Origin of the sequence: Streptomyces sp. NPDC016845 (assembly GCF_044332585.1) — a bacterium.
In the GTDB taxonomy this organism is placed as follows: Bacteria; Actinomycetota; Actinomycetes; order Streptomycetales; family Streptomycetaceae; genus Streptomyces.
The window spans coordinates 577,850-604,253 of sequence record NZ_JBIRPI010000002.1; the positions used below are offsets into that span (position 1 = coordinate 577,850).

Here is a 26,404-nt window from a genome sequence, read left to right on the forward strand (position 1 = left end):
ATGCCCGGTAGCGCCGGAGCCACCAAGCGTCCCGCGGCCCCACCGAGGCGCACCAGCCGTGTCTACCGGGCCCGCGTCAACCCCGTACGCCGCCTCTACCTGCGCGCCCGCCGCGCCTGGGACCGGCCCCTCACCGCGTACTACCTGATCCTCGGCTCGGCGCTGCTCATCACCGGGCTCGGCCTGGTGATGGTCTACTCGGCGTCGATGATCACGGCCCTGCAGATGGGCCTGTCCAGCTCGTACTTCTTCCGCAAGCAGTTCGTCGCGGCCGTCCTCGGCGCGATCCTGCTGGTGCTCGCCATGCGGATGCCGGTCAAGCTCCACCGGGCCCTGGCCTACCCGATCCTCGCCGTCAGCGTCTTCCTGATGGTCCTGGTGCAGGTGCCGGGGATAGGGGTGTCGATCAACGGCAACCAGAACTGGATCTCGCTCGGCGGCCCCTTCATGCTCCAGCCCAGCGAGTTCGGGAAGCTGGCGCTGATCCTGTGGGGCGCCGACCTGCTGGCCCGCAAGCACGACAAGCGGCTGCTCACGCAGTGGAAGCACATGCTGGTGCCGCTCGTCCCGATGGCGTTCCTGCTGCTCGGCCTGATCATGCTCGGCGGCGACATGGGCACCGCGATCCTGCTCACCGCGATCCTCTTTGGCCTGCTGTGGATGGCGGGCGCCCCCACCAGGCTCTTCGTGGGCGTCCTGACCGTGGCGGGCCTGATCGGCGTCATGCTGATCAAGACCAGCCCGAACCGTATGGCCCGCCTCGCCTGCCTGGGCCGCGCCGACGCCGGCCCCGACGACATGTGCTGGCAGGGGCTGCACGGGATCTACGCCCTGGCCTCCGGCGGACTCTTCGGTTCCGGGCTCGGCGCCAGTGTGGAAAAATGGGGCCAACTTCCCGAAGCGCACACCGACTTCATCTTTGCCATCACCGGTGAGGAACTGGGCCTGTCAGGGACGCTGTCGGTGCTCGCCCTGTTCGCGGCTCTAGGCTATGCGGGTATCCGCGTGGCCGGACGCACGGAGGACCCCTTCGTACGCTATGCCGCGGGAGGCGTGACCACCTGGATCACGGCGCAGGCCGTGGTCAACATCGGTGCGGTGCTCGGCCTGTTGCCGATCGCCGGGGTCCCGCTCCCGCTGTTCTCGTACGGGGGGTCCGCGCTGCTGCCGACCATGTTCGCCGTGGGACTTCTGATCGCGTTCGCGCGGGACGAACCGGCGGCACGGGCGGCCCTGGCCATGCGGCAGCCACGGATGAGATGGAACACGATGCGACGGCGCGCCTCGGCGCGTACGTCCGGAGAGCGGTGAATTTCGGTGCATGTCGTACTCGCCGGTGGGGGGACCGCCGGCCACATCGAGCCGGCGCTCGCCCTCGCGGACGCCCTGCGCAGGCAGGACCCGACCGTGGGGATCACGGCCCTCGGCACGGAGCGCGGCCTGGAGACCCGTCTCGTACCGGAGCGCGGCTACGAACTGGCGCTGATCCCCGCCGTCCCGCTGCCCCGCAAGCCCACCCCTGAACTGATCACGGTTCCCGGGCGGCTGCGCGGCACCATCAAGGCCGCCGAGCAGATCCTGGAGCGCACCAAGGCGGACTGCGTCGTCGGCTTCGGCGGCTACGTCGCGCTGCCCGGCTACCTCGCCGCCAAGCGCGCCGGTGTCCCGATCGTGGTGCACGAGGCCAACGCCCGCCCCGGCCTCGCCAACAAGATCGGCTCCCGGTACGCGGCAGGGGTGGCCGTCTCCACCCCGGACAGCAAGCTGCGCGACGCCCGCTACATCGGCATCCCGCTGCGCCGCACCATCGCGATGCTCGACCGCGCCGCGGTCCGCCCCGAGGCCCGCGCCGCGTTCGGCCTCGACCCGAACCTGCCGACGCTGCTGGTCTCCGGCGGCTCCCAGGGCGCCCGCCACCTCAACGAGGTCGTCACGCGCGTCGCCCCGCTGCTCCAGCAGTCCGGCATCCAGATCCTGCACGTGGTCGGCCCGAAGAACGAACTGCCGCGAGTGCAGCAGATGCCGGGAATGCCCCCCTACATCCCGGTACCGTACGTGGACCGGATGGACCTCGCGTACGCCGCGGCCGACATGATGCTCTGCCGCGCGGGCGCGATGACCGTCGCCGAACTCTCCGCCGTCGGACTCCCGGCCGCCTACGTCCCGCTGCCCATCGGCAACGGCGAACAGCGGCTCAACGCCCAGCCGGTGGTCAAGTCCGGCGGCGGCCTGCTGGTCGACGACGCGGAGCTGAGCCCCGAGTGGGTCATGGGCAACGTCCTGCCCGTGCTCGCCGACCCGCACCGGCTGTACGAGATGTCCCGCGCCGCCTCCGAATTCGGCCGCAGGGACGCCGACGACCTGCTCGTCGGGATGGTGTACGAGGCGATCAACTCACGCCGCTAGAGGGCGTACGACATTTGAGGCAGGGCAGCGTGGCCGGAGCGACCACCGCGGACCGCGGCGAACGAGACGAAGCCGAGGTATCCCCCTCCGGCCCGCCGCCGCCCCGGCTGCGCCTGCCGCGCCTGCGCACGCTCATCGTGGGCGGCGTCCTCGTCGTACTGGTCGGCGCGGGCTCGGTCTGGGCCCTGTACGGATCGCAGTGGCTGCGCGTCGAGAGCGTCACGGCCTCGGGGACGGAGATCCTCACGCCCGAGCAGGTGCGCGAGGCCGCCGCGGTACCGGTCGGCGCCCCGCTGGTCTCCGTCGACACCGGCGCCATCGCGGACCGGATCCGGCGGAGACTGCCCCGCGTCGACTCGGTGGACGTGGTGCGTTCCTGGCCGCATGGAATCGGGCTGAAAGTGACGGAACGCAAGTCCGTTCTTATCGTCGAAGATGCCCGAAACAAGGGCAAGTTCGTCGAAGTGGACCATGAGGGTGTGCGTTTTGCGACGGTCGACAAAGCCCCGAAAGGTGTTCCCCGGCTGGAATTGACGCCGGATCAGGCGGGCGCCGCGGCGAGCCTGCGACGCTTCGGTACCGACCGCCTGGTCCGCGAGGCGGTCCGGGTCGGCGGGCACCTTCCGGCGGCCGTCGCGCGCGACACCCGTACCGTCAGGGTCCGTTCCTACGACGACATCTCGCTGGGGCTCACCGGCGGGCGCACCGTCGTCTGGGGAAGTGCCGAGAAGGGCGGCGCGAAGGGGCGCGTACTGCGCAGCCTCATGAAAGCAGCTCCAAAGGCGTCGCACTTCGACGTGAGTGTCCCCACCGCGCCTGCCGTATCAGGGAGTTGACGCGTATCCGCGCAGGCCAGCACCCTGGTTGGGCAGCGCTACGGCTGATCACATAGGGTGAAAAGAAAAACGGGAGGTTCGGCGTGTTCGTTGAACGGGCGCCACTTGTCGACTTAGTGTCAGGTCCGGAAGAGTCCAGGGAACAGACACACTGGTAACCCTAAACTTCACCGTTAGGGTTCGGGTCGGCAGTCGACTAGTAGTCCGGACCGTCCCCATTCGACATCAGTCGTCGCCTCGGCAGTACACGAAGCGGCGACACGTAACTCGAGGCGAGAGGCCTTCGACGTGGCAGCACCGCAGAACTACCTCGCAGTCATCAAAGTCATCGGTGTCGGCGGCGGTGGTGTCAATGCCATCAACCGGATGATCGAGGTCGGTCTCAAGGGCGTCGAGTTCATCGCCATCAACACCGACGCGCAAGCCCTGTTGATGAGCGACGCGGACGTCAAGCTCGACGTCGGCCGTGAACTCACCCGCGGACTCGGCGCCGGAGCCAATCCGGCAGTCGGCCGCAAGGCGGCCGAGGACCACCGCGAGGAGATCGAGGAGGTCCTCAAGGGGGCCGACATGGTCTTCGTCACCGCCGGTGAGGGCGGCGGCACCGGCACCGGCGGCGCGCCCGTCGTGGCCAACATCGCCCGCTCGCTCGGCGCCCTGACGATCGGCGTGGTCACCCGCCCCTTCACCTTCGAGGGGCGGCGCCGTGCCAACCAGGCGGAGGACGGCATCGCCGAGCTCCGCGAAGAGGTCGACACCCTCATCGTCATCCCCAACGACCGGCTCCTGTCCATCTCGGACCGCCAGGTCTCCGTCCTCGACGCCTTCAAGTCGGCGGACCAGGTCCTGCTCTCCGGTGTCCAGGGCATCACCGACCTCATCACCACGCCCGGCCTGATCAACCTCGACTTCGCCGACGTCAAGTCCGTGATGTCCGAGGCCGGTTCCGCGCTCATGGGCATCGGCTCCGCCCGCGGCGACGACCGCGCGGTGGCGGCGGCGGAGATGGCGATCTCCTCGCCCCTCCTGGAAGCCTCCATCGACGGCGCCCGCGGCGTGCTGCTCTCCATCTCCGGCGGCTCCGACCTCGGTCTCTTCGAGATCAACGAGGCGGCGCAGCTGGTCAGCGAGGCCGCGCACCCCGAGGCCAACATCATCTTCGGCGCGGTCATCGACGACGCCCTCGGCGACGAGGTCCGGGTCACGGTCATCGCCGCCGGATTCGACGGCGGCCAGCCACCGGCCAAGCGGGACAACGTGATCGGCTCGTCCTCCGCCAAGCGCGAGGAATCCGCCCCCGCCGCCCGCCCGGCGCCGGCCCCCGAGCCCGCGCGTCCGGCCTTCGGCGGCCTCGGCAGCGTCACCCCGCGCGAGGAGCAGAAGCCGGAGCCGATCGAGGTGCCCGCTCCGGCGAGCGAGGCCCCCGCGGCGCCTGTCACCCCGCCCCACGTGCCGCGGCCGTCCTACCCGGACAGCCAGGCCGAGGAGCTGGACGTCCCGGACTTCCTGAAGTGACGTTCCTGACAGTGCCGTCCCCGGCGGGGACGTTCCCGGGCCCGACGGGAACCGCACGACAGTGATAGGCCGGCGGGACGATGTGACCTTGACGAGTGGCGCGCACTTCGCCTTCACCGACCGGTGGGGCGGGGTGAGCGCCGCTCCGTACGAGGAGCTGAACCTCGGCGGCGCGGTCGGCGACGACCGCGAAGCCGTACTGCGCAACCGGGAGCTGGCAGCCGAGGCGCTCGGCCTCGAAGCGACCCGGGTCGTCTGGATGAACCAGGTGCACGGCCCCGACGTCGCCGTGGTGGACGGGCCCTGGGCCACGGAGGCCGACATTCCGCAGGTCGACGCCCTCGTCACCACCCGGCGCGGGCTCGCCCTCGCCGTCCTGACCGCGGACTGCGTCCCGGTCCTCCTCGCCGACCCGGTCGCCGGGGTCGCCGCCGCCGCGCACGCGGGCCGCCCCGGAATGCTCGCCGGGGTCGTGCCCGCCGCCGTGGAGGCGATGGTGAAGCTCGGCGCCGACCCGGCCCGGATCGTGGCCCGCACCGGGCCCGCCGTCTGCGGCCGGTGCTACGAGGTGCCGGAGCAGATGCGCGCGGAGGCCGCCGCCATCGAACCGGCCGCGTACGCCGAGACCAGCTGGGGCACCCCCGCCGTCGACGTGAGCGCCGGGGTCCACGCCCAACTGGAGCGGCTCGGAGTGCGCGACCGCGAGCAGTCGCCGGTCTGCACGCTGGAGTCGCACGACCACTTCTCGTACCGCCGCGACAAGGCCACCGGCCGGCTCGCGGGCTATGTCTGGCTGGACTGATACGACATGACGGACCTTCAGCGCCATCAGGACCCCACGGGGCGCAAGGAAGAAATCGCCGCGAACCTGGCAAAGGTGGAGGAACGCATCTCTGCCGCCTGTACGGCAGCCGGCCGCAAGCGCGAGGAGGTGACCCTCATCGTGGTCACCAAGACCTACCCCGCGAGCGATGTACGGATCCTCTCCGGGCTCGGTGTGCGGCACGTGGCGGAGAACAAGGACCAGGACGCCGCCCCCAAGGCGAAGGAGTGCGCTGACCTGCCGCTCACCTGGCACTTCGTCGGCCAGCTCCAGACCAACAAGGTCCGGTCCGTGGTGGGTTATGCCGGTCTGGTGCAGTCCGTGGACCGGGCCAGGCTCGTCACGGCGCTGTCCAAGGAGGCCGAGCGGGCCGGGCGCGAGCTCGGCTGCCTCGTCCAGGTCGCGCTCGACGCGACGGAGGACGGCCGGGGCGAGCGCGGCGGCGTCGGGCCCGGCGGCGTCGAGGAGTTGGCCGCGCGCGTGGCCGAGGCGCCGGGGCTGCGCCTCGACGGGCTGATGACCGTCGCGCCGCTCACCGGGGCCTACGCGGGCCGGCAACAGGCCGCGTTCGAACGGCTCATGGATTTGTCGACTGCCCTGCGCGCTTCCCGTCCGGCTGCGAACATGGTGTCGGCAGGGATGAGTTCGGACCTCGAACAGGCCGTGGCGGCCGGAGCGACACATGTGCGCGTCGGTACGGCGGTACTCGGAGTCCGACCCAGGCTCGGGTAACGTCGCCAAGAAGTCGGACCACAGCAGAAAATATGGTCATTCCCGCTGATGGGCGGGGAGATCACGTGGATCGCGGGCAGCTTGGTTGACGTCAGCCGATCCACCACAGAGCGGAGGACTCAGAGCATGGCCGGCGCGATGCGCAAGATGGCGGTCTACCTCGGCCTCGTGGAGGACGATGGGTACGACGGCCGGGGGTTCGACCCCGACGACGACTTCGAACCCGAGCTTGACCCGGAGCCCGAGCGTGCCCCTCGACGGCACGACCGGCACGAACCGTCGCATCAGTCACACAACTCCCGCGCCCCCGAACCGGACGAATCGGTACGAGTCGTGCAGCCCCCCGCACAGCGCGAGCCGGCGCGCCAGTCCGCTTCGCTCGCCGCTGAATCCGGACGTCCGGCGCGAATCGCCCCCGTGGCATCCATCACACCTGAACGTCAGAGCCTGGAGAAGAACGCACCGGTGATCATGCCCAAGGTCGTGTCCGAGCGGGAGCCCTACCGCATCACCACGCTGCACCCCCGGACGTACAACGAGGCCCGTACCATCGGGGAACACTTCCGTGAGGGCACTCCGGTGATCATGAATCTGACCGAGATGGACGACACCGACGCGAAGCGACTTGTCGACTTTGCCGCCGGTCTCGTCTTCGGTCTGCACGGAAGCATTGAGCGGGTGACGCAGAAGGTGTTCCTGTTGTCTCCTGCTAACGTCGATGTCACGGCGGAGGACAAGGCCCGTATCGCAGAGGGTGGGTTCTTCAACCAGAGCTGAGACGCAGCACTAGTTCGACGACCGGTCGGCCGGTCGCGAAGCACGGGACACAGGGGAGAGGGAACCGCCGACATGGGCGTGTTTTTGGATGTGGTCTACATCGCGCTGATGTGTTTCCTCATCGTGCTGATCTTCCGGCTTGTCATGGACTACGTGTTCCAGTTCGCCCGCTCGTGGCAACCCGGCAAGGCGATGGTGGTGGTTCTCGAGGCCACCTACACTGTCACTGATCCACCGCTCAAGCTTCTGCGGCGGGTCATCCCGCCGCTGCGTCTCGGGGGCGTGGCGCTCGACCTGTCCTTCTTCGTACTGATGATCATCGTCTACATCCTGATCACCGTCGTCAGGTCGGTGTCTGTGTGAACGATACGGTCTTGCCGAATGCCGACGATTACGTTGAGGTGAAGAGATGCCGTTGACCCCCGAGGACGTGCGGAACAAGCAGTTCACGACCGTCCGCCTCCGAGAAGGCTATGACGAGGACGAGGTCGATGCCTTCCTCGATGAGGTCGAAGCCGAACTGACCCGCCTGCTCCGCGAGAACGAGGACCTGCGCGCCAAGCTGGCCGCAGCCACCCGCGCCGCCGCGCAGAACCAGCAGCAGGGCGGTATGCGCAAGGGACCCGGCGGCCCCGGTGGCCCCGAGGGCCAGGGCGGTCCGCAGGACCAGCAGGGCCATCAGCAAGGCCACCAGCAGGGACCCCCGCAGGGTATGCGCGGTCCCGGCCAGCCGGTGCCCGCCGGCATATCGGGCCCGCCGCAGCAGCAGATGGGCGGCCCCATGGGTGGGCCCCCGCAGCTGCCGAGCGGTGCCCCGCAGCTCCCGGCAGGACCCGGTGGCCACGGTCCGCAGGGACCCGGCGGCCCGCAGGGTCCCGGTCCGATGGGCCAGGGCCCCATGGGCCAGGGTCCGATGCAGGGCCAGATGGGCGGCCAGCCGCAGCTGGGCGGACCGATGGGCGGCCCCATGGGCGGCCACGGCGGTCCTCCGCAGATGCAGCAGCCCGGCCAGGGCGGTCCCGGTGGCGACAGCGCCGCCCGGGTCCTCTCGCTGGCCCAGCAGACCGCCGACCAGGCGATCGCCGAGGCCCGTTCCGAGGCCAACAAGATCGTCGGTGAGGCCCGCAGCCGCGCCGAGGGTCTGGAGCGGGACGCCCGTGCCAAGGCCGACGCCCTGGAGCGGGACGCGCAGGAGAAGCACCGTGTCGCGATGGGCTCCCTGGAGTCCGCCCGCGCCACCCTTGAGCGCAAGGTCGAGGACCTGCGCGGCTTCGAGCGCGAGTACCGTACGCGCCTGAAGTCGTACCTCGAGTCGCAGCTGCGCCAGCTGGAGACCCAGGCGGACGACTCGCTCGCCCCGCCGCGGACCCCGGCGACCGCCTCGCTGCCGCCGTCCCCGGCGCCCTCCATGGCCCCGGCCGGCGCGGGTGCCCCGTCCTACGGCTCCAACCAGGGCATGGGCGGCAACCAGCAGAGCGGTGGCCCCTCCTACGGGGGCGGCCAGCAGCAGATGTCGCCCGCGATGACCCAGCCGATGGCACCGGTGCGGCCGCAGGCGCCGCAGCCGATGCAGCAGGCGCCCTCGCCGATGCGTGGGTTCCTCATCGACGAGGACGACAACTAAGGCGCTCCGCGCCTGTACAGCAGGCGTCGGCGTTCATTCAGGCCGCGGCCCGGATCGTGTTCAGCGATCCGGGCCGCGGCCTTGTCCGTCCCGGAATTCGCTGGTGCCGGCCGTCGGGCGGAAACTACTGTGCGGGCAGCGCCGGGGTGCGTAGCGCAGTGGCTTGTCGCGCCTTCACGGCATGTAGGAGGACGCCGGTTCGAATCCGGCCCGCCCCGGCGCGTCCGCCGCCGGCCGGTCGAAAGACCGAAGGGGTCGGCCCCGCCGGAGAGACTCCGGCGGGGCCGACCCCTTTCGCAGTCGAGTTGTAGCGGGTGGCCCCCCAAGACGGTGCCCGCGCTGGGGGCTGTGCCCACCCGTTCCACCGTGCGGAACCCCTGCCCACAGTGGTCGTGGGGCGCCTGGCCGCAGTGGTGGCGTGTGGAGCGCCGTCCACGGCGGTGGCGGGCGGACAGGCCTGCCACCGCCGTGCGGTGCGGCTACGCCTTGCGGAGGCGGAACGTCAGGGACAGGCCCTCGTCCGTGAAGGGCTCACCGTACGTGTCGTCCGCCTCGGTCTGGGCGAAGTCCGTCGCCAGGACCTCGTCCGAGATCAGGGCCGCGTGCTCGGTCAGGGCCGCGATCACCGCCGGGTCCGTCGAGGTCCAGCGCAGGGCGATGCGGTCCGCGACGTCCAGGCCGCTGTTCTTGCGGGCCTCCTGGATCAGGCGGATCGCGTCACGGGCGAGGCCCGCCTGGCGCAGCTCCTCGGTCAGCTCCAGGTCGAGGGCGACCGTCGCGCCGGAGTCGGACGCCACCGACCAGCCCTCGCGCGGGGTCTCGGTGATGATGACCTCGTCCGGGGCGAGCGTGATCGTCTCCCCGTCCACGTCGACCGACGCCGTGCCCTCGCGCAGGGCCAGGGAGAGCGCCGCCGCGTCGGCCGCGCCGACCGCCTTGGCGACGTCCTGGACGCGCTTGCCGAACCGCTTGCCGAGCGCCCGGAAGTTCGCCTTGGCGGTGGTGTCCACCAGCGAGCCGCCGACCTCCGCGAGCGTGGCCAGAGAGGTGACGTTCAGCTCCTCGGTGATCTGCGCGCGCAGCTCGGGAGAGAGCGCCTCGAAGCCGGAGGCGGCGATCAGGGCGCGGGAGAGCGGCTGGCGGGTCTTGACGCCCGACTCCGCGCGCGTGGCGCGGCCCAGCTCCACCAGGCGGCGCACGAGCGCCATCTGCGTCGACAGGGCCGGGTCGATCGCCGAGCGGTCGGCCTCGGGCCACGAGGAGAGGTGGACCGACTCGGGCGCCTCGGGGGTGACCGGGACGACCAGGTCCTGCCAGACCCGCTCGGTGATGAACGGGGTCAGCGGGGCCATCAGCTGGGTGACGGTGACGACCACGTCGTGCAGGGTGCGCAGCGCGGCCTTGTCGCCCTGCCAGAAGCGGCGGCGCGAGCGGCGCACGTACCAGTTCGACAGGTCGTCGACGAACGCGGACAGGAGCTTGCCGGCGCGCTGGGTGTCGTAGGCCTCCAGGGCCTGGGTGACCTCGTCGGTGAGCTGGTGCAGCTCGGACAGGAGCCAGCGGTCCAGGACGGTGCGCTCGGCGGGGGCCGGGTCGGCCGCGCTGGGCGCCCACGCGGACGTACGGGCGTACAGGGCCTGGAAGGCGACCGTGTTCCAGTACGTCAGGAGGGTCTTGCGGACCACCTCCTGGATCGTGCCGTGGCCGACGCGGCGGGCCGCCCAGGGGGAGCCGCCGGCCGCCATGAACCAGCGCACCGCGTCCGCGCCGTGCCGGTCCATCAGCGGGATCGGCTCCAGGGTGTTGCCCAGGTGCTTGGACATCTTGCGGCCGTCCTCGGCGAGGATGTGGCCCAGGCAGACCACGTTCTCGTAGGAGGACTTGTCGAAGACCAGGGTGCCGACCGCCATCAGCGTGTAGAACCAGCCGCGCGTCTGGTCGATGGCCTCGGAGATGAACTGCGCGGGGTAACGCGCCTCGAACAGTTCCTTGTTCTTGTACGGGTAGCCCCACTGCGCGAACGGCATCGAACCCGAGTCGTACCAGGCGTCGATGACCTCCGGCACACGCACCGCGGTCTGCGAGCAGCCCTCGTGGGTGCAGGTGAAGGAGATGTCGTCGATGTACGGGCGGTGCGGGTCGAGCTGCCCGTGGTCGGTGCCCGTCAGCTCCGACAGCTCCGCGCGGGAGCCGACGCACGTGAGGTGGCCCTCCTCGCAGCGCCAGATCGGCAGCGGGGTGCCCCAGTAGCGGTTGCGGGAGAGCGCCCAGTCGATGTTGTTGTGCAGCCAGTCGCCGAAGCGGCCGTTCTTGACTGTCTCCGGGAACCAGTTGGTCTTCTCGTTCTCCTGCAGGAGACGGTCCTTGACGGCGGTGGTGCGGATGTACCAGGACGGCTGCGCGTAGTAGAGCAGCGCCGTGTGGCAGCGCCAGCAGTGCGGGTAGCTGTGCTCGTACGGGAGGTGCTTGAAGAGCAGGCCGCGGGCGCCCAGGTCCTCGGTGAGCGCCTCGTCGGCCTTCTTGAAGAAGACGCCGCCCACGAGCGGGACGTCCTCCTCGAAGGTGCCGTCGGGGCGGACCGGGTTGACGACCGGGAGGCCGTAGGCGCGGCAGACCTTGAGGTCGTCCTCGCCGAAGGCGGGGGACTGGTGGACCAGACCCGTGCCGTCCTCGGTCGTCACATAGTCGGCGTTGACCACGTAGTGGGCCTCGGCCGGGAACTCGATCAGCTCGAAGGGGCGCTGGTACGTCCAGCGCTCCATGTCGGCACCGGTGTACGACTCACCGGTCGCCTCCCAGCCCTCGCCGAGCGCCTTCCCGACGAGCGGCTCGGCGACGACGAGCTTCTCCTCGCCGTCCGTCACCACGACGTAGCGGACCTCGGGGTGCGCGGCGACCGCCGTGTTGGACACGAGCGTCCAGGGCGTTGTCGTCCAGACCAGGAGCGCGGCCTGGCCGGCGAGCGGTCCGGAGGTGAGGGGGAAGCGGACGTAGACCGAGGGGTCGACGACCGTCTCGTAGCCCTGCGCCAGCTCGTGGTCGGAGAGGCCGGTGCCGCAGCGCGGGCACCAGGGGGCGACGCGGTGGTCCTGGACGAGCAGACCCTTGTCGAAGATCTCCTTCAGCGACCACCAGACCGACTCGATGTACTCGGGGTCCATCGTGACGTAGGGGTCGTCGAGGTCGGTCCAGTACCCCATGCGCGTCGTCAGCTCGGCGAACGCGTCGGTGTGGCGCAGGACGGACTCGCGGCACTTGGCGTTGAACTCGGCGATGCCGTACGCCTCGATGTCCTTCTTGCCGCTGAAGCCCAGCTCCTTCTCGACCGCCAGCTCCACGGGCAGGCCGTGGCAGTCCCAGCCCGCCTTGCGGGCCACGTGGTAGCCGCGCATGGTGCGGAAGCGGGGGAAGACGTCCTTGAAGACGCGGGCCTCGATGTGGTGGGCGCCCGGCATGCCGTTGGCCGTGGGCGGGCCCTCGTAGAACACCCATTCGGGGCGCCCCTCGGACTGCTCCAGGGTCTTGGCGAAGATCTTCTGCTCGGCCCAGAAGTCGAGCACGGCGTGCTCGAGGGCGGGCAGGTCGACCTGGGCGGGCACCTGGCGGTACTGCGTCATCAGTCTTCCTCCGGCGGACGTGCTTCTCTCCGTCGGAGGGACGAGAGCCGTGCGCCGTGTGCGGCGCGCTCCCGCGGTACCACCCTCCTTGGCCCCCGGTGCCTGGTGTGCTCCGGTGAGCCCCCTCATTGGGGTCGCGATGCCGGTTCTACTGGCCGCCACGCGTGCGTGGCGGTGTTCTTCCGACGGCTCCGGGGTGATCTTCGCGCCGCGCTCGCCTCCGGGCTCCCACCGTCCCCGGATCGCTCTTGGCTGCGTACGCCGCTACTCGGCCCCATCCATGCCTCTCGCTCCGCCCAGTGTACGGCGCGCGGACAACGGCGGCCGACCGCTTTTCGCGGCGGTCGCGGGGCGCGGCGGGCGACTGCGCGCGGTGACCCGAATGGCGATACGTACGGTGACTGATCCCGGTCGGTCGCCCGGCGGGGCCGCGCTGCGGGGGGATTCCAGGGCCCACCCGGCGCCGACCAGGGCAGGTCGTCCGCGGATCCGTCGCGCGGAGGCGGTGAGACGGCGGGATCGGCCCGTGCGCCCCGTTGCCGCGGGCCCGGAGTCGATTTATCGTCCCAGCACGATTCACGTACAAGATCACGCTTTGTGAAGGGGCCGCGGCCATGGTGGCGAAGAAGACCACGGGGAGCACCCCTGCGAAGGCGAAGGCGAGCCCGGCCACCGGGGCGGCGGAAGGCGATGACGTGGCCCCGGCAGCGGGTGCGGAGAAGGCCGGATCTGGGAAACGTACGTCCAAGAAGGCGGCCGGCGCGTCCGAGAAGGCCGCCGGACGCAACAGTGCGGTGAAGAAGTCGGTCGCCTCCGCGGCCGAGGGCGCGGCCGATGCCGCGAAGACGACGGGAGCCACGACAGTGGTTGCGAAGAAGAGTCAGGGCACGGCCACGGCGGCGCAGCAGCCCGGCGGGGTTCCCAAAGCGCGGGAGTCCGCCGTGGAAGCCGGTGAGCTGGCCGTACGGCCCGGCGAGGACCCCTGGACGCCGGACGAGGCGGCGGAGGCGCGCGCCGAGCTGCAGAGCGAGACCATGCGGCTCGGCAGCGAGATCGAGGCGGCGGAGGCAGGGCTCGCGGGCCTGATGCGGGACTCCGGGGACGGGGCGGGGGACGACGAGGCCGACACCGGGACGAAGAACATCACCCGCGAGCACGAGATGGCGCTGGCCGCCAACGCGCGCGAGATGCTGCTGCAGACCCAGCGGGCCCTGGAGCGCCTGCACGCCGGTACGTACGGGCTCTGCGAGAACTGCGGGAACCCCATCGGCAAGGCGCGGATGCAGGCCTTCCCGCGGGCCACGCTGTGCGTGGAGTGCAAGCAGAAGCAGGAGCGGCGTTACTGAGCTCCGGGGGAGGCCGGGGGCGTACCGTCCATGGGTTCCCGCGCGCGTGTGCCGTACTCTCGTCGTCAGTCAGGTATCTAGGTCGAGGGACGCACGTGGCAGAGGCGGAGCGCATCATCGGTACGCCGGACACCCCGGAATCCGAAACCGGGGCAGCAGCGGAGCCCGAGCCGGAGAAGAGCCCCCGGGGCAGGCGGCGGATCGCCGTGCTGTTCGTCGTGGCAGCCCTGGCGTACGCCCTCGACCTGGGCAGCAAGCTTCTCGTGGTCGCCAAGCTCGAGCACCGGGACTCCATCCAGGTCCTCGGGGACTGGCTGCGGCTCGACGTGATCCGCAACCCCGGGGCCGCCTGGGGCATCGGCGAGGCCTTCACGATCGTCTTCACGGTGATCGCGGCGGCGGTGATCGTCGTCATCGCACGCCTTGCCAAGAAGCTCTACAGCACGCCCTGGGCGGTCGCGCTCGGGCTGCTGCTCGGCGGGGCGCTCGGCAACCTCACCGACCGGATCTTCCGCGCCCCCGGCGTCTTCGAGGGCGCCGTCGTCGACTTCATCGCGCCGAAGAACTACCCCGTCTTCAACCTCGCCGACTCCGCCATCGTGTGCGGCGGCATCCTGATCGTGCTGCTCTCCTTCCGCGGCATCGACCCGGACGGGACCGTCCACAAGGACTGAGAGCCCTGACCGGCCGGGCCGGCGTACGGGGCTGGCGTACGAGGCTGTCGGTGCGCTCCTGCATACTCGATGCGTGAGCACCATTCCCGAGATCCGAACCCTGCCCGTGCCCGACGGACTGGAGGGCGAGCGCGTCGACGCCGCCATCTCCCGCATGTTCGGCTTCTCCCGCACCAAGGCCGCCGAGCTCGCCGCCGCCGGGAAGGTGACGGTGGACGGGTCGGTCGTCGGCAAGTCCGAGCGCGTGCACGGCGGGGCCTGGCTGGAGGTCGAGATGCCGCAGGCGCCCGCGCCCGTGCAGATCGTCGCCGAGCCGGTCGAGGGCATGGAGATCGTCCATGACGACGACGACATCGTGGTCATCGTGAAGCCCGTCGGGGTCGCCGCGCACCCGAGCCCCGGCTGGACCGGGACGACCGTCATCGGCGGGCTCGCCGCCGCCGGGTACCGGATCTCCACGTCCGGCGCCGCCGAGCGGCAGGGCATCGTGCACCGCCTCGACGTGGGCACGTCGGGCCTGATGGTCGTGGCCAAGTCCGAGCGGGCGTACACGTCGCTGAAGCGGCAGTTCAAGGAGCGCGTGCCGGACAAGCGCTACCACGCGCTCGTGCAGGGGCACCCCGACCCGATGAGCGGCACCATCGACGCGCCGATCGGGCGCCACCCGAACCACGACTACAAGTGGGCCGTGACCGCCGAGGGCAAGCCCTCGGTCACGCACTACGACCTCATCGAGGCGTTCCGCGCCGCGTCGCTGCTCGACATCAAGCTGGAGACCGGGCGTACGCACCAGATCCGCGTGCACATGTCCGCGCACCGGCACCCCTGTGTCGGCGACCTGACGTACGGCGCCGATCCCACGCTCGCCAAGCGGCTCGGGATCACCCGGCAGTGGCTGCACGCGGTGCGGCTCGGGTTCGAGCACCCGGCCGACGGGCAGTGGGTCGAGTTCGCCAGTGAGTACCCCGAGGATCTTCAGGTCGCGCTCGACCGGGTGCGGGCGGAGAGCGAATGAGCTCCGCCGGGCAGGGGGTCGTCGTGCGGGTCGCCGAGAGCGACGAGGACCGGGAAGCCTGCTTCGCCGTGCGGCGGGAGGTCTTCGTCGACGAGCAGGGTGTGCCGGAGGAGTTGGAGTACGACGCGTACGACGCCGGGGCGGTTCATGTACTGGCCGTACGGGATGACGGGCTGCCGCTCGGGGCCGGGCGGTTGCTGACCGGTGAGGCCGCGGCGGTGAAGAACGGCGGGGCGTCGGATGTGGGGGCGCTCGGCCGGCTGGCCGTGCTCAAGGCCGCCCGGGGGCTTGGTGTCGGGGCCGCGCTCGTGGGGGCCGTCGAGGAGGCCGCCCGGGGCCGGGGGATGACCGCGGTCGATCTTCATGCGCAGACTCATGCGCTGGGGTTCTACGAGCGGTTGGGGTACGTCGCGTACGGGGCCGAGTTCCCGGACGCGGGGATCCCCCATCTCGCGATGAGGAAGTCTCTGGGCTAGCGGGCGGGCCCCCTCTTCGGCTCGTGGCTGTGCGCGGGTTCCGTCGTGGTGGAGCGCGCAGTTCCCCGCGCCCCTGGAGATGCGCACTGCGTGCGCGATCTCATCAGCGGTTCGTGGGGGACGCGCGGGTTCCGTCGTGGCTGGTCGCGCAGTTCCCCGCGCCCCTGCGGCATGCGGCTCCGCCGCAGCCCCTTTATGAGGACGCGCCCCTGAAATGGCGCACGCAGTGCGCATTTCAGGGGCGCGGGGAACTGCGCGACCAGCCACGACGGTGGCGCGCCTCGCCCAGGGGCGGAGCGCGGCGCACGCCCAGGCGCGGATCAGCCGATCAGGTATCAAAGCGGATGCGCGTGGCACTCTGGAGACCAGAAGTCCTTGATCGTCGACTTTGGTCGGAGCACCCGTGGATCAATTGGCCCTGCTGTTCGTGCTCTTGCTCGGGGCCGTGCTGAGCGTGCCGCTCGGCGACCGGCTCGGGCTGCCCGCGCCGGTGCTGATGACGTTGCTCGGCATTGTCCTCGCCCTGATCCGCGCCGTTCCGAACGTCGACATCCAGCCTGATCTGATCCTGCCGCTGGTGCTGCCACCCTTGCTCTACGCGGCCGTGCACCGAACGTCCTGGCGGCAGTTCGCCGCCAACAAACGGCCCATCTTCCTGCTGGCCGTCGCGCTCGTGTTCGTCACCACCGCCGCTGTCGCCGTCGTCGCCAACGCCGTCGTGCCCGGTCTGCCGATCGCCGCCGCCGTCGCGCTCGGCGCGCTCGTCGCGCCGCCCGACCCGGTCGCCGCCACCGCCGTCGCCGGACAACTCGGTCTGCCCCGGCGCCTGGTGTCGATCCTGGAGGGCGAGGGACTGTTCAATGACGTGACCGCGATCACCCTCTACCACGTGGCGATCACCGCCGCCGTCAGCGGCAGCTTCTCGTTGCCGCACGCCGCGCTCGAACTGCTCCAGTCCGCCGTCGTCGCCGTGGCCGTCGGCGTCGCGCTCGGCTGGGCCGCCAACCGGCTCATGGGGTACCTCGGTGACGCCACCCTCCAGATCAGCCTGACCCTCCTGGTCCCGTACGCCTCCTACGTCCTGGCCGAGGAGCTGCGCGGGTCGGGCGTGCTCGCCGTCCTGACCGTCGCCATGTTCCTGGCCGAACGCGCCTTCGACGCAGATGACGTACTGACGCGGCTGACCGGACGCGCCTTCTGGGACGTCGTCGACACCCTCGTCACCGGCGTCGCCTTCGGTCTCATCGGCCTGGAGGTGCACAACGTCGTCCGCACGGCGGAGGGCCACTGGGCCGAGATGCTCGGCTGGTCGGCCGCGGTCGTCGGCGTCGTCATCGTCGTACGCCTGCTGTGGCTGATGCCGATGACCTGGGTGACCCAGCGGCTGCACGCCCGGCGCGACGTCGCCGAGGAGATCCCGGTGAGCTGGCGCGAGACCGTGATCATGTGGTGGGCCGGGATGCGGGGCGTGGCTTCCGTGGCGCTCGCCCTCGCCATCCCGCTGACCATGGACGACAAGTCGGCCTTCCCGAAGCGCGAGGAGATCATCTTCATCGCCTTCGGGGTCATCATGGCGACCTTGATCATCCAGGGGCTCAGCCTGCCCTGGCTCGTGCGGAAGCTTGGCGTCCAGGCCGACACCGAGATCGAGCAGGAGTACGAGAAGGACCTCGCCCTGCGCGCCGCGAAGGCCGCGAAGCGGCGGCTCAAGGAGATCGAGGAGGTCGAGGAGTTGCCGGAGGACGTGCAGGAGCAGATGGTGCGGCGCGCCTACGACATCGGCCTGCGGATCAACCCCGAGATGGGGGCCGAGGAGCGGCGCGCGACGCACGAGAAGCGGTACGCCCGCATCAAGCGCGTGCGGCGGATCCAGAACGAGATGCTGTCGGCCGCCCGCCACGAGGTGCTCGCCGCCCGCAGCGAGCCCGGCGCCGACCCCGAGGTCGTCGACCGGGTGCTGCGGCAGCTCGACGTACGCAGTCTGCGGTGACCCCGTACGAGGGCGGGGCTCAGCCGCGGCCCGTGCGCGGGGCGCGGCCGTCCCGCATCAGGACGTGATGGTCCGGCAGCGACGTGCCGATCTCGTTCGGGGCGATCAGCGCCGTCGCCGTGTTGATGCGCGGCAGCGCGTAGGGGTGGTGCTCGGTCAGCCAGCGGAGCAGCTGCTCGCGCACCTGGACCCGTACCGTCCAGATGTCGTCCGCGTCCTTGGCGGTGACGACGGCGCGGACCTGCATCGTGCTGGGCGTCGTGTCGGTGACGGCGAGGCTCCAGTCGCGGCCGTCCCAGGCGGCGCAGTCGAGCAGGATGTCGTGCAGCTTCTCGCGCATCTGCGGGACGGGCGCGCTGTGGTCGAGGTGGAGGAAGACGGTGCCGGTCATCTGGGCGCCGCCGCGCGACCAGTTCTCGAACGGCTTCGATGTGAAGTACGACACCGGCATCGTGATCCGGCGCTCGTCCCAGGTGCGGACGGCGAGGTAGGTCAGGGTGACCTCCTCGATGGTGCCCCACTCGCCGTCGACCACGACCGTGTCGCCTATCCGCACCATGTCGCCGAATGCGATCTGGAACCCGGCGAAGAGGTTGCCGAGCGTCGACTGGGCGGCGACACCGGCGACGATGCCCAGGATGCCCGCGGAGGCGAGGAGCGAGGCGCCGGCGGTCTTGAACGCCGGGAACGTGAGGAGCATCGCGGAGACCGCCACGACGCCCACGACCGCGATGACGATGCGCTGGATCAGCGTGACCTGGGTGCGGACCCGGCGGACCCGCGCGGCGTCGCGGTGGCTGGTGGCGTAGCGGGCGTAGGACGACTCGACGACGGCGGTGGCGATCCGCACGATCAGCCAGGCGGTGGCGCCGATCAGAACGAGACTGAGGACCTGGCCGATTCCGGCGGAGTGCTCCTTGCTGATCTCCGCGTGGTCGTAGGTGCCGCGCAGCAGGGCCGCGCAGAGCACCAGTTGCAGAGGCAGGCGGCAGCGGCGCAGCAGTCCCCACAGCGGTGTTTCGTGGTGACGTCGGTCGGCTCGTTGCAGCAGTCGGTCGACGGCCCACCCGAGGAAGAGTGTGAGCACGACCGAGCCACCGACAACGATCAGCGGGCGCAGTACGTTCTCCATTCCTCGACGGTAACCGGGATCAGCCGCGTCTAACCTGTGGCGTTCCTGGCACCATGGCCACCATGAACATCATGCTTTTCCACTCCACGTTCGGACTGCGGCCCGCGGTGGAGGCCGCCGCCGACCGGCTGCGCGACGCCGGGCACACGGTGTGGACCCCGGATCTCTTCGAAGGGAAGACCTTCGACACCGTCGAGGAGGGCATGGCCCACCGCGACGAGATCGGCAAGGACGAACTCCTGAAGCGGGCCGTGCTCGCCGCCGCGCCCTACTCGGACCGTGGCCTCGTCTACGCCGGGTTCTCCTTCGGCGCCGCGACCGCGCAGACGCTCGCCCTGGGCGACGAGAAGGCGAAGGGGCTGCTGCTCCTGCACGGCACGTCCGACCTCGCGGAGAACGCGTCGGTGGACGGGCTGCCCGTCCAGCTGCACGTCGCCGAGCCCGACCCGTTCGAGACGGACGACTGGCTGACCGCCTGGTACCTGCAGATGGGCCGGGCCGGGGCGGACGTCGAGGTGTACCGCTACGCCGGGGCCGGCCACCTCTACACCGACCCCGGCCTGGACGACTACGACGAGGAGGCCGCCGAGGCCACCTGGCGGGTGGCGCTCGGCTTCCTCGAGACCCTGTAGGGGCTCACCTACGGGACGTGGTCAGCCCTTGAGGGCGTTGTCCACCGCGGTGTTCCAGTCCGCGACGGTGCTCGGCGCGTTGTCACTGCCCGGGCTGGTGAGCTTCTTGCCGTCGACGACGAAGGACGGGGTGCCCTGGACGCCGTACTTGTTGTCGTCGAAGTTCTTCGACATCTCCAGGGCCCACTTGTCGAAGGTGCCGTCCTTGACGTCCTTCTGGAACGTCTTGCTGTCCTTCAGCTCGGGGACCGTGTTCGCGACCTTGATCAGGTACGAGTCGTCCTTGAACTTGTCGGTCGTCTCCTCGGGGTGCCACTTCGTGGAGTACAGGGCCTCCTTGTAGTCCCAGAAGGCGTCCTTGGACACGTTCAGGGCGGCACCGAGGGCGCTCAGCGCGTTCTTCGAGCCCTCGCCCTGGAGGTTGTTGTCGAGGAAGGTCGCGCCGACGTACTGGATCTTGTACTTGCCGGCGTCCATGTCCTTCTTGACCGTCGGGCCGACGGTCTGCTCGAAGCTCGCGCAGACGGGGCAGCGCGAGTCCTCGTACGCGATGATCGTCTTCTTGGCCGAGTCCTTGCCGAGGACCACCGTGGTGTTGTTCTTGCCGCTGGTGTTCTTCGGTGCGACCAGGGCGTCGTCCGCCGCCGCGTCCCAGTGGGAGGGCTTGTTGCCCTGGATCACCAGGTAGCTGGCGACGCCGGCTATCGCGAGGACGCCGACGATGGAGCTCGCGACGATCGCTGTCCGCTTCGCCTTGTCCTTCTTGGCCTGGCGCTCCCGCTCGATCCGCAGCCGCTCGCGGGCCGCCGACTTCGCCTGCTGACTGTTGCGCTTGCTCATGATCTGTCGCTCCGTGAATACGTGAAAAGGATGGGGACTGTCGTGCTCCGGCTCAGGTGGTGGCCGGCTCAGGCGGCCAGGCACGGCGGTCCGCGCCGTCCCACGGAGGGCAGTCCGGTCCGCGTCCGGGCGACCCACGCGCGCGTGCTCGGGCGCGGGCGGCGCGGAGCCGGCCCCAGGTGCACGGTGACCGCGGTGAACGCGATCAGCAGCGGGCGGAACGCGAACGCGGCCACGGCGCGCAGCAACTGCGCCAGGGCCTGCTCGCCGCGGCGCAGCCAGGCGGCCGCGAGCAGCCCGACGGTGACGTGGGCGCCGAGCAGCAGCCAGGACGCCGCCGGGTCGCTGTGAGCGAGGAGGGCGGCGGCCTTGTCGCCGGTGCCGCCGGTCATCCGGGCGAGGGGCGTGCCGACGGTCCCGCCGCACAGCACGTCGAAGCCGAGGTGGCGCAGCGGCCCGGCGACCGGGCCGCCCGCCTCGCCGTAGCAGACGTGCTGGCCGGTGGTGAAGACCGTGTCGGCGGCCAGCTCCAGCGGGACGAGCAGCGCCGCGATCCGGCCGAAGCGGCGCTCCCGGCCCGCCAGCGCGTACGCGATCACGAAGACGGCGACGGCGGTCACGGCGACCGTCGTCAGCGGCAGCGGGACCCGGGACAGCAGGACGTGCGACGCGGCGGAGAGCGTCACGGCGAGCGCCGTGAAGAGGGCCGCGCGCACGGCTCTGAGCTGGGTCCCGGATATGTCGTCCATCGCCCTGGAGTTTGCCATGGGTCGCTGTAGGCGATGGCTAAAGGGCACCTGTGCGTTATGGAATCGTGGGTTCGCCCACGCGTCCTCAGGCGGTGAGGCCCGGAATGCGGCCGTTGCGGAACAGGTCCACGAAGATCTGGTGGTCCCCGCGCGCGCGTGCCCCGTAGCTGTGCGCGAAGTCGACCAGGAGGCCCGCGAAGCCGTCCTCGTCGGCGGCGATCGCCGCGTCGATGGCGCGCTCCGTGGAGAACGGGACGAGGGACTGGCCGGAGAGGTCGTCCGCCGCCGCGTGCATGGCGGCCGTGGCCCGGCCGAGGTCGGCGACGACCGCGGTGATCTCCTCGTAGTCGTCGATGTCGCCCCAGTCCAGGTCGACCGCGTACGGCGACACCTCGGCGACGAGCTGGCCCGAGCCGTCCAGCTCGGTCCAGCCCAGCCACGGGTCGGCGTGGGCCTGGAGGGCGCGCTGCGAGATGACGGTGCGGTGGCCCTCGTGCTGGAAGTAGTCGCGGATCGACGCGTCCGTGATGTGCCGGGAGACCGCGGGGGTCTGGCCCTGCTTCATGTAGATCACGACGTCGTTCTCCAGGGCGTCGCTGTTGCCCTCGAGAAGGATGTTGTACGAGGGCAGGCCCGCCGAGCCGATGCCGATGCCGCGGCGCCCCACGACGTCCTTCACGCGGTACGAGTCCGGGCGGGTCAGCGACGAGTTTGGCAGCGTCTCCAGGTAGCCGTCGAAGGCCGCGAGGACCTTGTAGCGCGTCGCCGCGTCCAGCTCGATGGCGCCGCCGTCGTCGGCGAACCGGCGCTCGAAGTCGCGGATCACCGTCATGGAGTCGAGCAGCCCGAACCGGGTCAGGGAGCGCGCGTCGCGCAGGGCGTCGAGCAGCGGGCCCTCGGCCGTGTCCAGGGTGAAGGGCGGCACCTCGTCGCTCTTGGCGCCCGTCGCGAGGGCGTGGACGCGCTCGCGGTAGGCAGCCGCGTATGTGCGCACGAGCTCGGTGATCTGGTCGTCGGCCAGCGCCTTCGAGTAGCCGATCAGCGCCACGGAGGCGGCGAACCGCTTGAGGTCCCAGGTGAACGGGCCGACGTACGCCTCGTCGAAGTCGTTCACATTGAAGATCAGCCGGCCCGTGGCGTCCATGTACGTGCCGAAGTTCTCCGCGTGCAGGTCGCCGTGGATCCACACCCGGCTGGTGCGGTCGTCCAGGTAGGGGCCGCCGTGCTGCTCACGCTGTATGTCCTGGTAGAAGAGGCAGGCCGTGCCCCGGTAGAAGGCGAACGCGGAGGCGGCCATCTTGCGGAACTTCACCCGGAACGCGGCGGGGTCCGCGGCGAGGAGCTCGCCGAACGCGGTGTCGAAGACGGCAAGGATCTCCTCGCCGCGCTGCTCAGCGGTGGGCTGCGGGACCGACATCGCCGGGTGCCTCCTGGTACAGGTGGTGCGTGGGCTCGTGTGACACGCAGGACGGGTGTTCCTCTGTCCCGTCCAACGCCCGACCGTACTCCGGAGTGCCCGTCGGCTGTCACCACACGGTCGTAGACTTCCAAGTCGTCCCCGTCCTGTCGCCGCTTGTTCGCCTTTGGAGCCCAGACCGTGTCAAAGCCGCCCTTCACGCACCTGCACGTCCACACCCAGTACTCGCTGCTGGACGGTGCCGCGCGCCTGAAGGACATGTTCAACGCGTGCAATGAAATGGGCATGACGCACATCGCGATGTCCGACCACGGCAACCTGCACGGGGCGTACGACTTCTTCCACTCGGCGCAGAAGGCGGGCGTCACGCCGATCATCGGTATCGAGGCGTACGTCGCCCCGGAGTCGCGGCGCAACAAGCGCAAGATCCAGTGGGGCCAGCCGCACCAGAAGCGCGACGACGTGTCCGGTTCGGGTGGTTACACGCACAAGACGATCTGGGCGGCGAACAAGACGGGGCTGCACAACCTCTTCAAGCTGTCCTCGGACGCGTACGCCGAGGGCTGGCTGCAGAAGTGGCCCCGTATGGACAAGGAGACGATCTCCCAGTGGAGCGAGGGCCTGATCGCCTCCACCGGGTGCCCCTCCGGTGAGCTGCAGACGCGTCTGCGCCTCGGCCAGTTCGACGAGGCGCTGAAGGCCGCCTCCGAGTACCAGGACATCTTCGGCAAGGACCGGTACTTCCTGGAGCTGATGGACCACGGCATCGAGATCGAGCGCCGGGTCCGCGACGGCCTGCTGGAGATCGGCAGGAAGCTCGGCATCCCGCCGCTCGTGACCAACGACTCGCACTACACGTACGCGCACGAGGCGACCGCGCACGACGCCCTGCTCTGCATCCAGACCGGCAAGAACCTCTCCGACCCGGACCGCTTCCGCTTCGACGGCACCGGTTACTACCTGAAGTCGACCGACGAGATGTACGCGGTCGACTCCTCGGACGCCTGGCAGGAGGGGTGCCGCAACACGCTCCTGGTGGCCGAGCAGATCGACACCACCGGCATGTTCGAGAAGCGCGACCTCATGCCGAAGTTCGACATCCCGGAGGGCTTCACCGAGGTCACCTGGTTCCAGGAGGAGGTCCGGGTCGGCATGGACCGCCGCTACCCGGGCGGCGTCCCCGAGGACCGGCAGAAGCAGGCCGAGTACGAGATGGACATCATCATCCAGATGGGGTTCCCGGGGTACTTCCTGGTCGTCGCCGACTTCATCATGTGGGCCAAGAACAACGGCATCGCGGTGGGTCCCGGCCGAGGCTCCGCGGCCGGTTCGATCGTCGCGTACGCCATGGGCATCACCGACCTCGACCCGATCACCCACGGACTGATCTTCGAGCGGTTCCTCAACCCCGAGCGCGTCTCCATGCCCGATGTCGACATCGACTTCGACGAGCGCAGGCGTGTCGAGGTGATCAGGTACGTGACCGAGAAGTACGGCGCCGACAAGGTCGCCATGATCGGCACCTACGGCAAGATCAAGGCCAAGAACGCGATCAAGGACTCCGCGCGCGTGCTCGGCTACCCGTACGCGATGGGCGACCGCCTGACCAAGGCGATGCCCGCCGACGTCCTCGGCAAGGGCATCGACCTCTCCGGCATCACCGACCCCAAGCACCCGCGCTACAGCGAGGCGGGCGAGATCCGGGGGATGTACGAGAACGAGCCGGACGTGAAGAAGGTCATCGACACCGCCAAGGGCGTCGAGGGCCTGGTCCGGCAGATGGGCGTGCACGCGGCCGGCGTGATCATGTCCAGCGAGCCGATCGTCGACCACGCCCCGATCTGGGTGCGCCACACCGACGGCGTCACGATCACGCAGTGGGACTACCCGCAGTGCGAGTCGCTCGGCCTGCTCAAGATGGACTTCCTGGGCCTGCGCAACCTGACCATCATGGACGACGCCGTCAAGATGGTGAAGGCGAACAAGGGCATCGACCTGGAGATGCTCTCGCTCCCGCTCGACGACCCGAAGACCTTCGAACTGCTCTGCCGCGGTGACACCCTCGGCGTCTTCCAGTTCGACGGCGGACCGATGCGCTCCCTGCTGCGCCAGATGCAGCCCGACAACTTCGAGGACATCTCCGCCGTCTCGGCCCTGTACCGGCCGGGCCCGATGGGCATGAACTCGCACACGAACTACGCGGAGCGCAAGAACGGCCGCCAGGAGATCACGCCGATCCACCCGGAGCTCGAGGAGCCCCTGAAGGAGACGCTCGGCCTGACCTACGGCCTCATCGTGTACCAGGAGCAGGTGCAGAAGGCCGCGCAGATCATCGCCGGCTACTCGCTCGGCGAGGCCGACATCCTGCGCCGCGTGATGGGCAAGAAGAAGCCCGAGGAGCTGGCGAAGAACTTCGTCCTGTTCCAGGAGGGGGCGAAGAAGAACGGCTACTCGGACGCGGCGATCCAGGCGCTGTGGGACGTCCTGGTGCCGTTCGCCGGCTACGCGTTCAACAAGGCGCACTCCTCCGCGTACGGCCTGGTCACCTACTGGACCGCCTACCTGAAGGCGAACTACCCGGCCGAGTACATGGCGGCGCTGCTGACCTCCGTCAAGGACGACAAGGACAAGTCGGCGGTCTACCTCAACGAGTGCCGCCGCATGGGCATCCGGGTGCTCCCGCCGAACGTGAACGAGTCGGTGCACAACTTCGCGGCCCAGGGCGACGACGTGATCCTCTTCGGCCTGGAGGCCGTGCGCAACGTCGGCACCAACGTGGTGGACTCGATCATCCGCTCGCGCAAGGCGAAGGGGAAGTTCGAGTCGTTCCCCGACTACCTCGACAAGGTCGAGGCCGCCGCCTGCAACAAGCGGACCACCGAATCGCTCATCAAGGCGGGCGCGTTCGACACGATGGGACACACCCGCAAGGGCCTCACCGCGCAGTACGAGCCGATGATCGACAACGTGGTCGCGGTGAAGCGCAAGGAGGCCGAGGGCCAGTTCGACCTCTTCGGCGGCATGGGCGACGAGGACAGCAACGAGCCGGGGTTCGGGCTCGACGTCGAGTTCTCCTCCGACGAGTGGGAGAAGACGTATCTGCTCGCCCAGGAGCGGGAGATGCTCGGCCTCTACGTCTCCGACCACCCGCTGTTCGGGCTCGAGCACGTCCTGTCCGACAAGGCGGACGCGGGCATCGGCCAGCTGACCGGCGGCGACTTCTCCGACGGCGCCGTGGTCACGGTGGGCGGCATCATCTCGGGCCTGCAGCGCAAGATGACCAAGCAGGGCAACGCGTGGGCGATCGCCACCGTCGAGGACCTCGCAGGCTCCATCGAGTGCATGTTCTTCCCGGCGACGTACCAGCTCGTCTCGACCCAACTGGTCGAGGACGCCGTGGTGTTCGTCAAGGGCCGCCTGGACAAGCGCGAGGACGTGCCGCGCCTGGTCGCCATGGAGATGCAGGTCCCGGACCTGTCGAACGCGGGCACCAACGCGCCCGTGATCCTCACCATCCCGGCGCTCAAGGTCACCCCCCCGATGATCAGCCGCCTCGGCGAGATCCTCACCCACCACCGGGGCGACAGCGAGGTCCGCATCAGGCTCCAGGGCCCGCGCAAGACCACCGTGCTCCGCCTCGACCGGCACCGCGTGAAGCCGGACCCGGCGCTCTTCGGTGACCTGAAGGTGCTGCTCGGCCCGGCGTGCCTCGCGGGCTGACGCCGGAGCCGTACGTCATGAACGTTTAGAGGGGCGCACCCCGGATCCTGGGTGCGCCCCTCAGGCGTTGCAATGGTGCGGCG

Annotated in this window: 21 protein-coding genes and 1 tRNA gene; 17 read left to right on the top strand and 5 right to left on the bottom strand. The window is 70.1% G+C overall.

The genetic code is table 11. The annotated features are described in order from the left end of the window. From ftsW to ACH4RC_RS08750, 10 genes are all read left to right on the top strand, one after another. Nucleotides 1–1,311, top strand: a complete 1,311-nt coding sequence (ftsW, locus tag ACH4RC_RS08705; RefSeq protein WP_398197082.1) for a putative lipid II flippase FtsW — start codon at nucleotides 1–3, stop codon at nucleotides 1,309–1,311. A gap of 6 nt (nucleotides 1,312–1,317) precedes the next feature. Continuing rightward, entirely contained in the window at nucleotides 1,318–2,406 is a 1,089-nt protein-coding gene (gene murG / locus ACH4RC_RS08710) for an undecaprenyldiphospho-muramoylpentapeptide beta-N-acetylglucosaminyltransferase (protein WP_398197085.1), read from the top strand. Nucleotides 2,407–2,435: 29 nt separating this feature from the next. Then, complete coding sequence (locus ACH4RC_RS08715; RefSeq protein WP_398197088.1) at nucleotides 2,436–3,242, top strand: cell division protein FtsQ/DivIB; 807 nt, start codon at nucleotides 2,436–2,438, stop codon at nucleotides 3,240–3,242. Nucleotides 3,243–3,530: 288 nt separating this feature from the next. Beyond that, nucleotides 3,531–4,757, top strand: a complete 1,227-nt coding sequence (gene ftsZ, locus ACH4RC_RS08720) for a cell division protein FtsZ (RefSeq protein ID WP_398197091.1) — start codon at nucleotides 3,531–3,533, stop codon at nucleotides 4,755–4,757. Nucleotides 4,758–4,818: 61 nt separating this feature from the next. Then, nucleotides 4,819–5,559 (top strand): peptidoglycan editing factor PgeF, encoded by a 741-nt coding sequence (gene pgeF / locus ACH4RC_RS08725; protein ID WP_398197092.1) that lies wholly within the window; start codon nucleotides 4,819–4,821, stop codon nucleotides 5,557–5,559. Between the two features lie 6 nt (nucleotides 5,560–5,565). After that, on the top strand, nucleotides 5,566–6,312 hold the full coding sequence (locus tag ACH4RC_RS08730; RefSeq protein ID WP_398197095.1) for a YggS family pyridoxal phosphate-dependent enzyme: 747 nt from the start codon (nucleotides 5,566–5,568) through the stop codon (nucleotides 6,310–6,312). A 126-nt stretch (nucleotides 6,313–6,438) separates the two neighbouring features. Further along, a complete protein-coding gene (sepF, locus tag ACH4RC_RS08735) occupies nucleotides 6,439–7,089 on the top strand; it encodes a cell division protein SepF (protein WP_398197098.1) in 651 nt (216 codons plus the stop codon). A gap of 72 nt (nucleotides 7,090–7,161) precedes the next feature. After that, on the top strand, nucleotides 7,162–7,452 hold the full coding sequence (locus ACH4RC_RS08740) for a YggT family protein (protein WP_398197101.1): 291 nt from the start codon (nucleotides 7,162–7,164) through the stop codon (nucleotides 7,450–7,452). Between the two features lie 46 nt (nucleotides 7,453–7,498). Further along, entirely contained in the window at nucleotides 7,499–8,713 is a 1,215-nt protein-coding gene (locus ACH4RC_RS08745) for a DivIVA domain-containing protein (RefSeq protein WP_398197103.1), read from the top strand. 143 nt (nucleotides 8,714–8,856) lie between these two features. Beyond that, nucleotides 8,857–8,931 (top strand) — tRNA-Ala (locus ACH4RC_RS08750). Between the two features lie 261 nt (nucleotides 8,932–9,192). On the opposite strand, the gene ileS is transcribed toward ACH4RC_RS08750, so the two are convergent. Then, complete coding sequence (gene ileS, locus ACH4RC_RS08755) at nucleotides 9,193–12,330, bottom strand: isoleucine--tRNA ligase (RefSeq protein ID WP_398197105.1); 3,138 nt, start codon at nucleotides 12,328–12,330, stop codon at nucleotides 9,193–9,195. Nucleotides 12,331–12,944: 614 nt separating this feature from the next. Here ileS and ACH4RC_RS08760 point away from each other — a divergent pair. The 5 genes from ACH4RC_RS08760 to ACH4RC_RS08780 all read left to right on the top strand — a co-directional run bounded on the left by ACH4RC_RS08760 (nucleotide 12,945) and on the right by ACH4RC_RS08780 (nucleotide 17,831). After that, complete coding sequence (locus ACH4RC_RS08760) at nucleotides 12,945–13,676, top strand: TraR/DksA C4-type zinc finger protein (RefSeq protein WP_398197107.1); 732 nt, start codon at nucleotides 12,945–12,947, stop codon at nucleotides 13,674–13,676. A gap of 95 nt (nucleotides 13,677–13,771) precedes the next feature. Continuing rightward, the gene (gene lspA / locus ACH4RC_RS08765; RefSeq protein WP_398197110.1) at nucleotides 13,772–14,350 is read left to right on the top strand and encodes a signal peptidase II; all 579 of its coding nucleotides are present in this window, start codon (nucleotides 13,772–13,774) and stop codon (nucleotides 14,348–14,350) included. 73 nt (nucleotides 14,351–14,423) lie between these two features. Further along, nucleotides 14,424–15,365, top strand: a complete 942-nt coding sequence (locus ACH4RC_RS08770; RefSeq protein ID WP_398197112.1) for an RluA family pseudouridine synthase — start codon at nucleotides 14,424–14,426, stop codon at nucleotides 15,363–15,365. Next, nucleotides 15,362–15,841 carry a GNAT family N-acetyltransferase gene (locus tag ACH4RC_RS08775; protein WP_398197115.1) on the top strand — a complete coding sequence of 160 codons (480 nt, stop codon included), beginning with the start codon at nucleotides 15,362–15,364 and terminating at the stop codon, nucleotides 15,839–15,841. Before ACH4RC_RS08770 ends, ACH4RC_RS08775 begins: the two co-directional genes overlap by 4 nt. A gap of 403 nt (nucleotides 15,842–16,244) precedes the next feature. Continuing rightward, nucleotides 16,245–17,831, top strand: coding sequence for a Na+/H+ antiporter (locus tag ACH4RC_RS08780; protein WP_398197116.1), 1,587 nt, complete (start codon nucleotides 16,245–16,247; stop codon nucleotides 17,829–17,831). 19 nt (nucleotides 17,832–17,850) lie between these two features. Here ACH4RC_RS08780 and ACH4RC_RS08785 read toward each other — a convergent pair whose 3' ends face one another. Continuing rightward, nucleotides 17,851–18,963 (bottom strand): mechanosensitive ion channel family protein, encoded by a 1,113-nt coding sequence (locus ACH4RC_RS08785; protein WP_398197119.1) that lies wholly within the window; start codon nucleotides 18,961–18,963, stop codon nucleotides 17,851–17,853. Nucleotides 18,964–19,025: 62 nt separating this feature from the next. Between ACH4RC_RS08785 and ACH4RC_RS08790 the strand changes: the two genes are divergently transcribed. After that, nucleotides 19,026–19,595, top strand: a complete 570-nt coding sequence (locus tag ACH4RC_RS08790) for a dienelactone hydrolase family protein (protein WP_398197121.1) — start codon at nucleotides 19,026–19,028, stop codon at nucleotides 19,593–19,595. Nucleotides 19,596–19,616: 21 nt separating this feature from the next. Here ACH4RC_RS08790 and ACH4RC_RS08795 read toward each other — a convergent pair whose 3' ends face one another. The 3 genes from ACH4RC_RS08795 to ACH4RC_RS08805 form a co-directional block, all read right to left on the bottom strand. After that, the gene (locus ACH4RC_RS08795) at nucleotides 19,617–20,435 is read right to left on the bottom strand and encodes a thioredoxin domain-containing protein (RefSeq protein ID WP_398197124.1); all 819 of its coding nucleotides are present in this window, start codon (nucleotides 20,433–20,435) and stop codon (nucleotides 19,617–19,619) included. 68 nt (nucleotides 20,436–20,503) lie between these two features. Then, nucleotides 20,504–21,184 carry a hypothetical protein gene (locus tag ACH4RC_RS08800; RefSeq protein ID WP_398197126.1) on the bottom strand — a complete coding sequence of 227 codons (681 nt, stop codon included), beginning with the start codon at nucleotides 21,182–21,184 and terminating at the stop codon, nucleotides 20,504–20,506. An 85-nt stretch (nucleotides 21,185–21,269) separates the two neighbouring features. Next, nucleotides 21,270–22,601, bottom strand: a complete 1,332-nt coding sequence (locus ACH4RC_RS08805; protein ID WP_398197129.1) for a DUF2252 domain-containing protein — start codon at nucleotides 22,599–22,601, stop codon at nucleotides 21,270–21,272. A 180-nt stretch (nucleotides 22,602–22,781) separates the two neighbouring features. On the opposite strand from ACH4RC_RS08805, the gene dnaE reads away from it, so the two are divergent. Further along, entirely contained in the window at nucleotides 22,782–26,321 is a 3,540-nt protein-coding gene (gene dnaE, locus ACH4RC_RS08810) for a DNA polymerase III subunit alpha (protein WP_398197132.1), read from the top strand. Nucleotides 26,322–26,404 lie beyond the last annotated feature (83 nt).

Excerpts from the sequence above, each read along its gene's own strand:
- ftsW (WP_398197082.1), top strand. The coding sequence starts at position 1 with ATGCCCGGTAGCGCCGGAGCCACCAAGCGTCCCGCGGCCCCACCGAGG.
- ACH4RC_RS08730 (WP_398197095.1), top strand. The coding sequence starts at position 5,566 with ATGACGGACCTTCAGCGCCATCAGGACCCCACGGGGCGCAAGGAAGAA.
- sepF (WP_398197098.1), top strand. The coding sequence starts at position 6,439 with ATGGCCGGCGCGATGCGCAAGATGGCGGTCTACCTCGGCCTCGTGGAG.
- ACH4RC_RS08740 (WP_398197101.1), top strand. The coding sequence starts at position 7,162 with ATGGGCGTGTTTTTGGATGTGGTCTACATCGCGCTGATGTGTTTCCTC.
- ACH4RC_RS08745 (WP_398197103.1), top strand. The coding sequence starts at position 7,499 with ATGCCGTTGACCCCCGAGGACGTGCGGAACAAGCAGTTCACGACCGTC.
- ileS (WP_398197105.1), bottom strand. The coding sequence starts at position 12,330 with ATGACGCAGTACCGCCAGGTGCCCGCCCAGGTCGACCTGCCCGCCCTC.
- ACH4RC_RS08760 (WP_398197107.1), top strand. The coding sequence starts at position 12,945 with ATGGTGGCGAAGAAGACCACGGGGAGCACCCCTGCGAAGGCGAAGGCG.
- ACH4RC_RS08775 (WP_398197115.1), top strand. The coding sequence starts at position 15,362 with ATGAGCTCCGCCGGGCAGGGGGTCGTCGTGCGGGTCGCCGAGAGCGAC.
- ACH4RC_RS08785 (WP_398197119.1), bottom strand. The coding sequence starts at position 18,963 with ATGGAGAACGTACTGCGCCCGCTGATCGTTGTCGGTGGCTCGGTCGTG.
- ACH4RC_RS08790 (WP_398197121.1), top strand. The coding sequence starts at position 19,026 with ATGAACATCATGCTTTTCCACTCCACGTTCGGACTGCGGCCCGCGGTG.
- ACH4RC_RS08795 (WP_398197124.1), bottom strand. The coding sequence starts at position 20,435 with ATGAGCAAGCGCAACAGTCAGCAGGCGAAGTCGGCGGCCCGCGAGCGG.
- ACH4RC_RS08800 (WP_398197126.1), bottom strand. The coding sequence starts at position 21,184 with ATGGACGACATATCCGGGACCCAGCTCAGAGCCGTGCGCGCGGCCCTC.
- ACH4RC_RS08805 (WP_398197129.1), bottom strand. The coding sequence starts at position 22,601 with ATGTCGGTCCCGCAGCCCACCGCTGAGCAGCGCGGCGAGGAGATCCTT.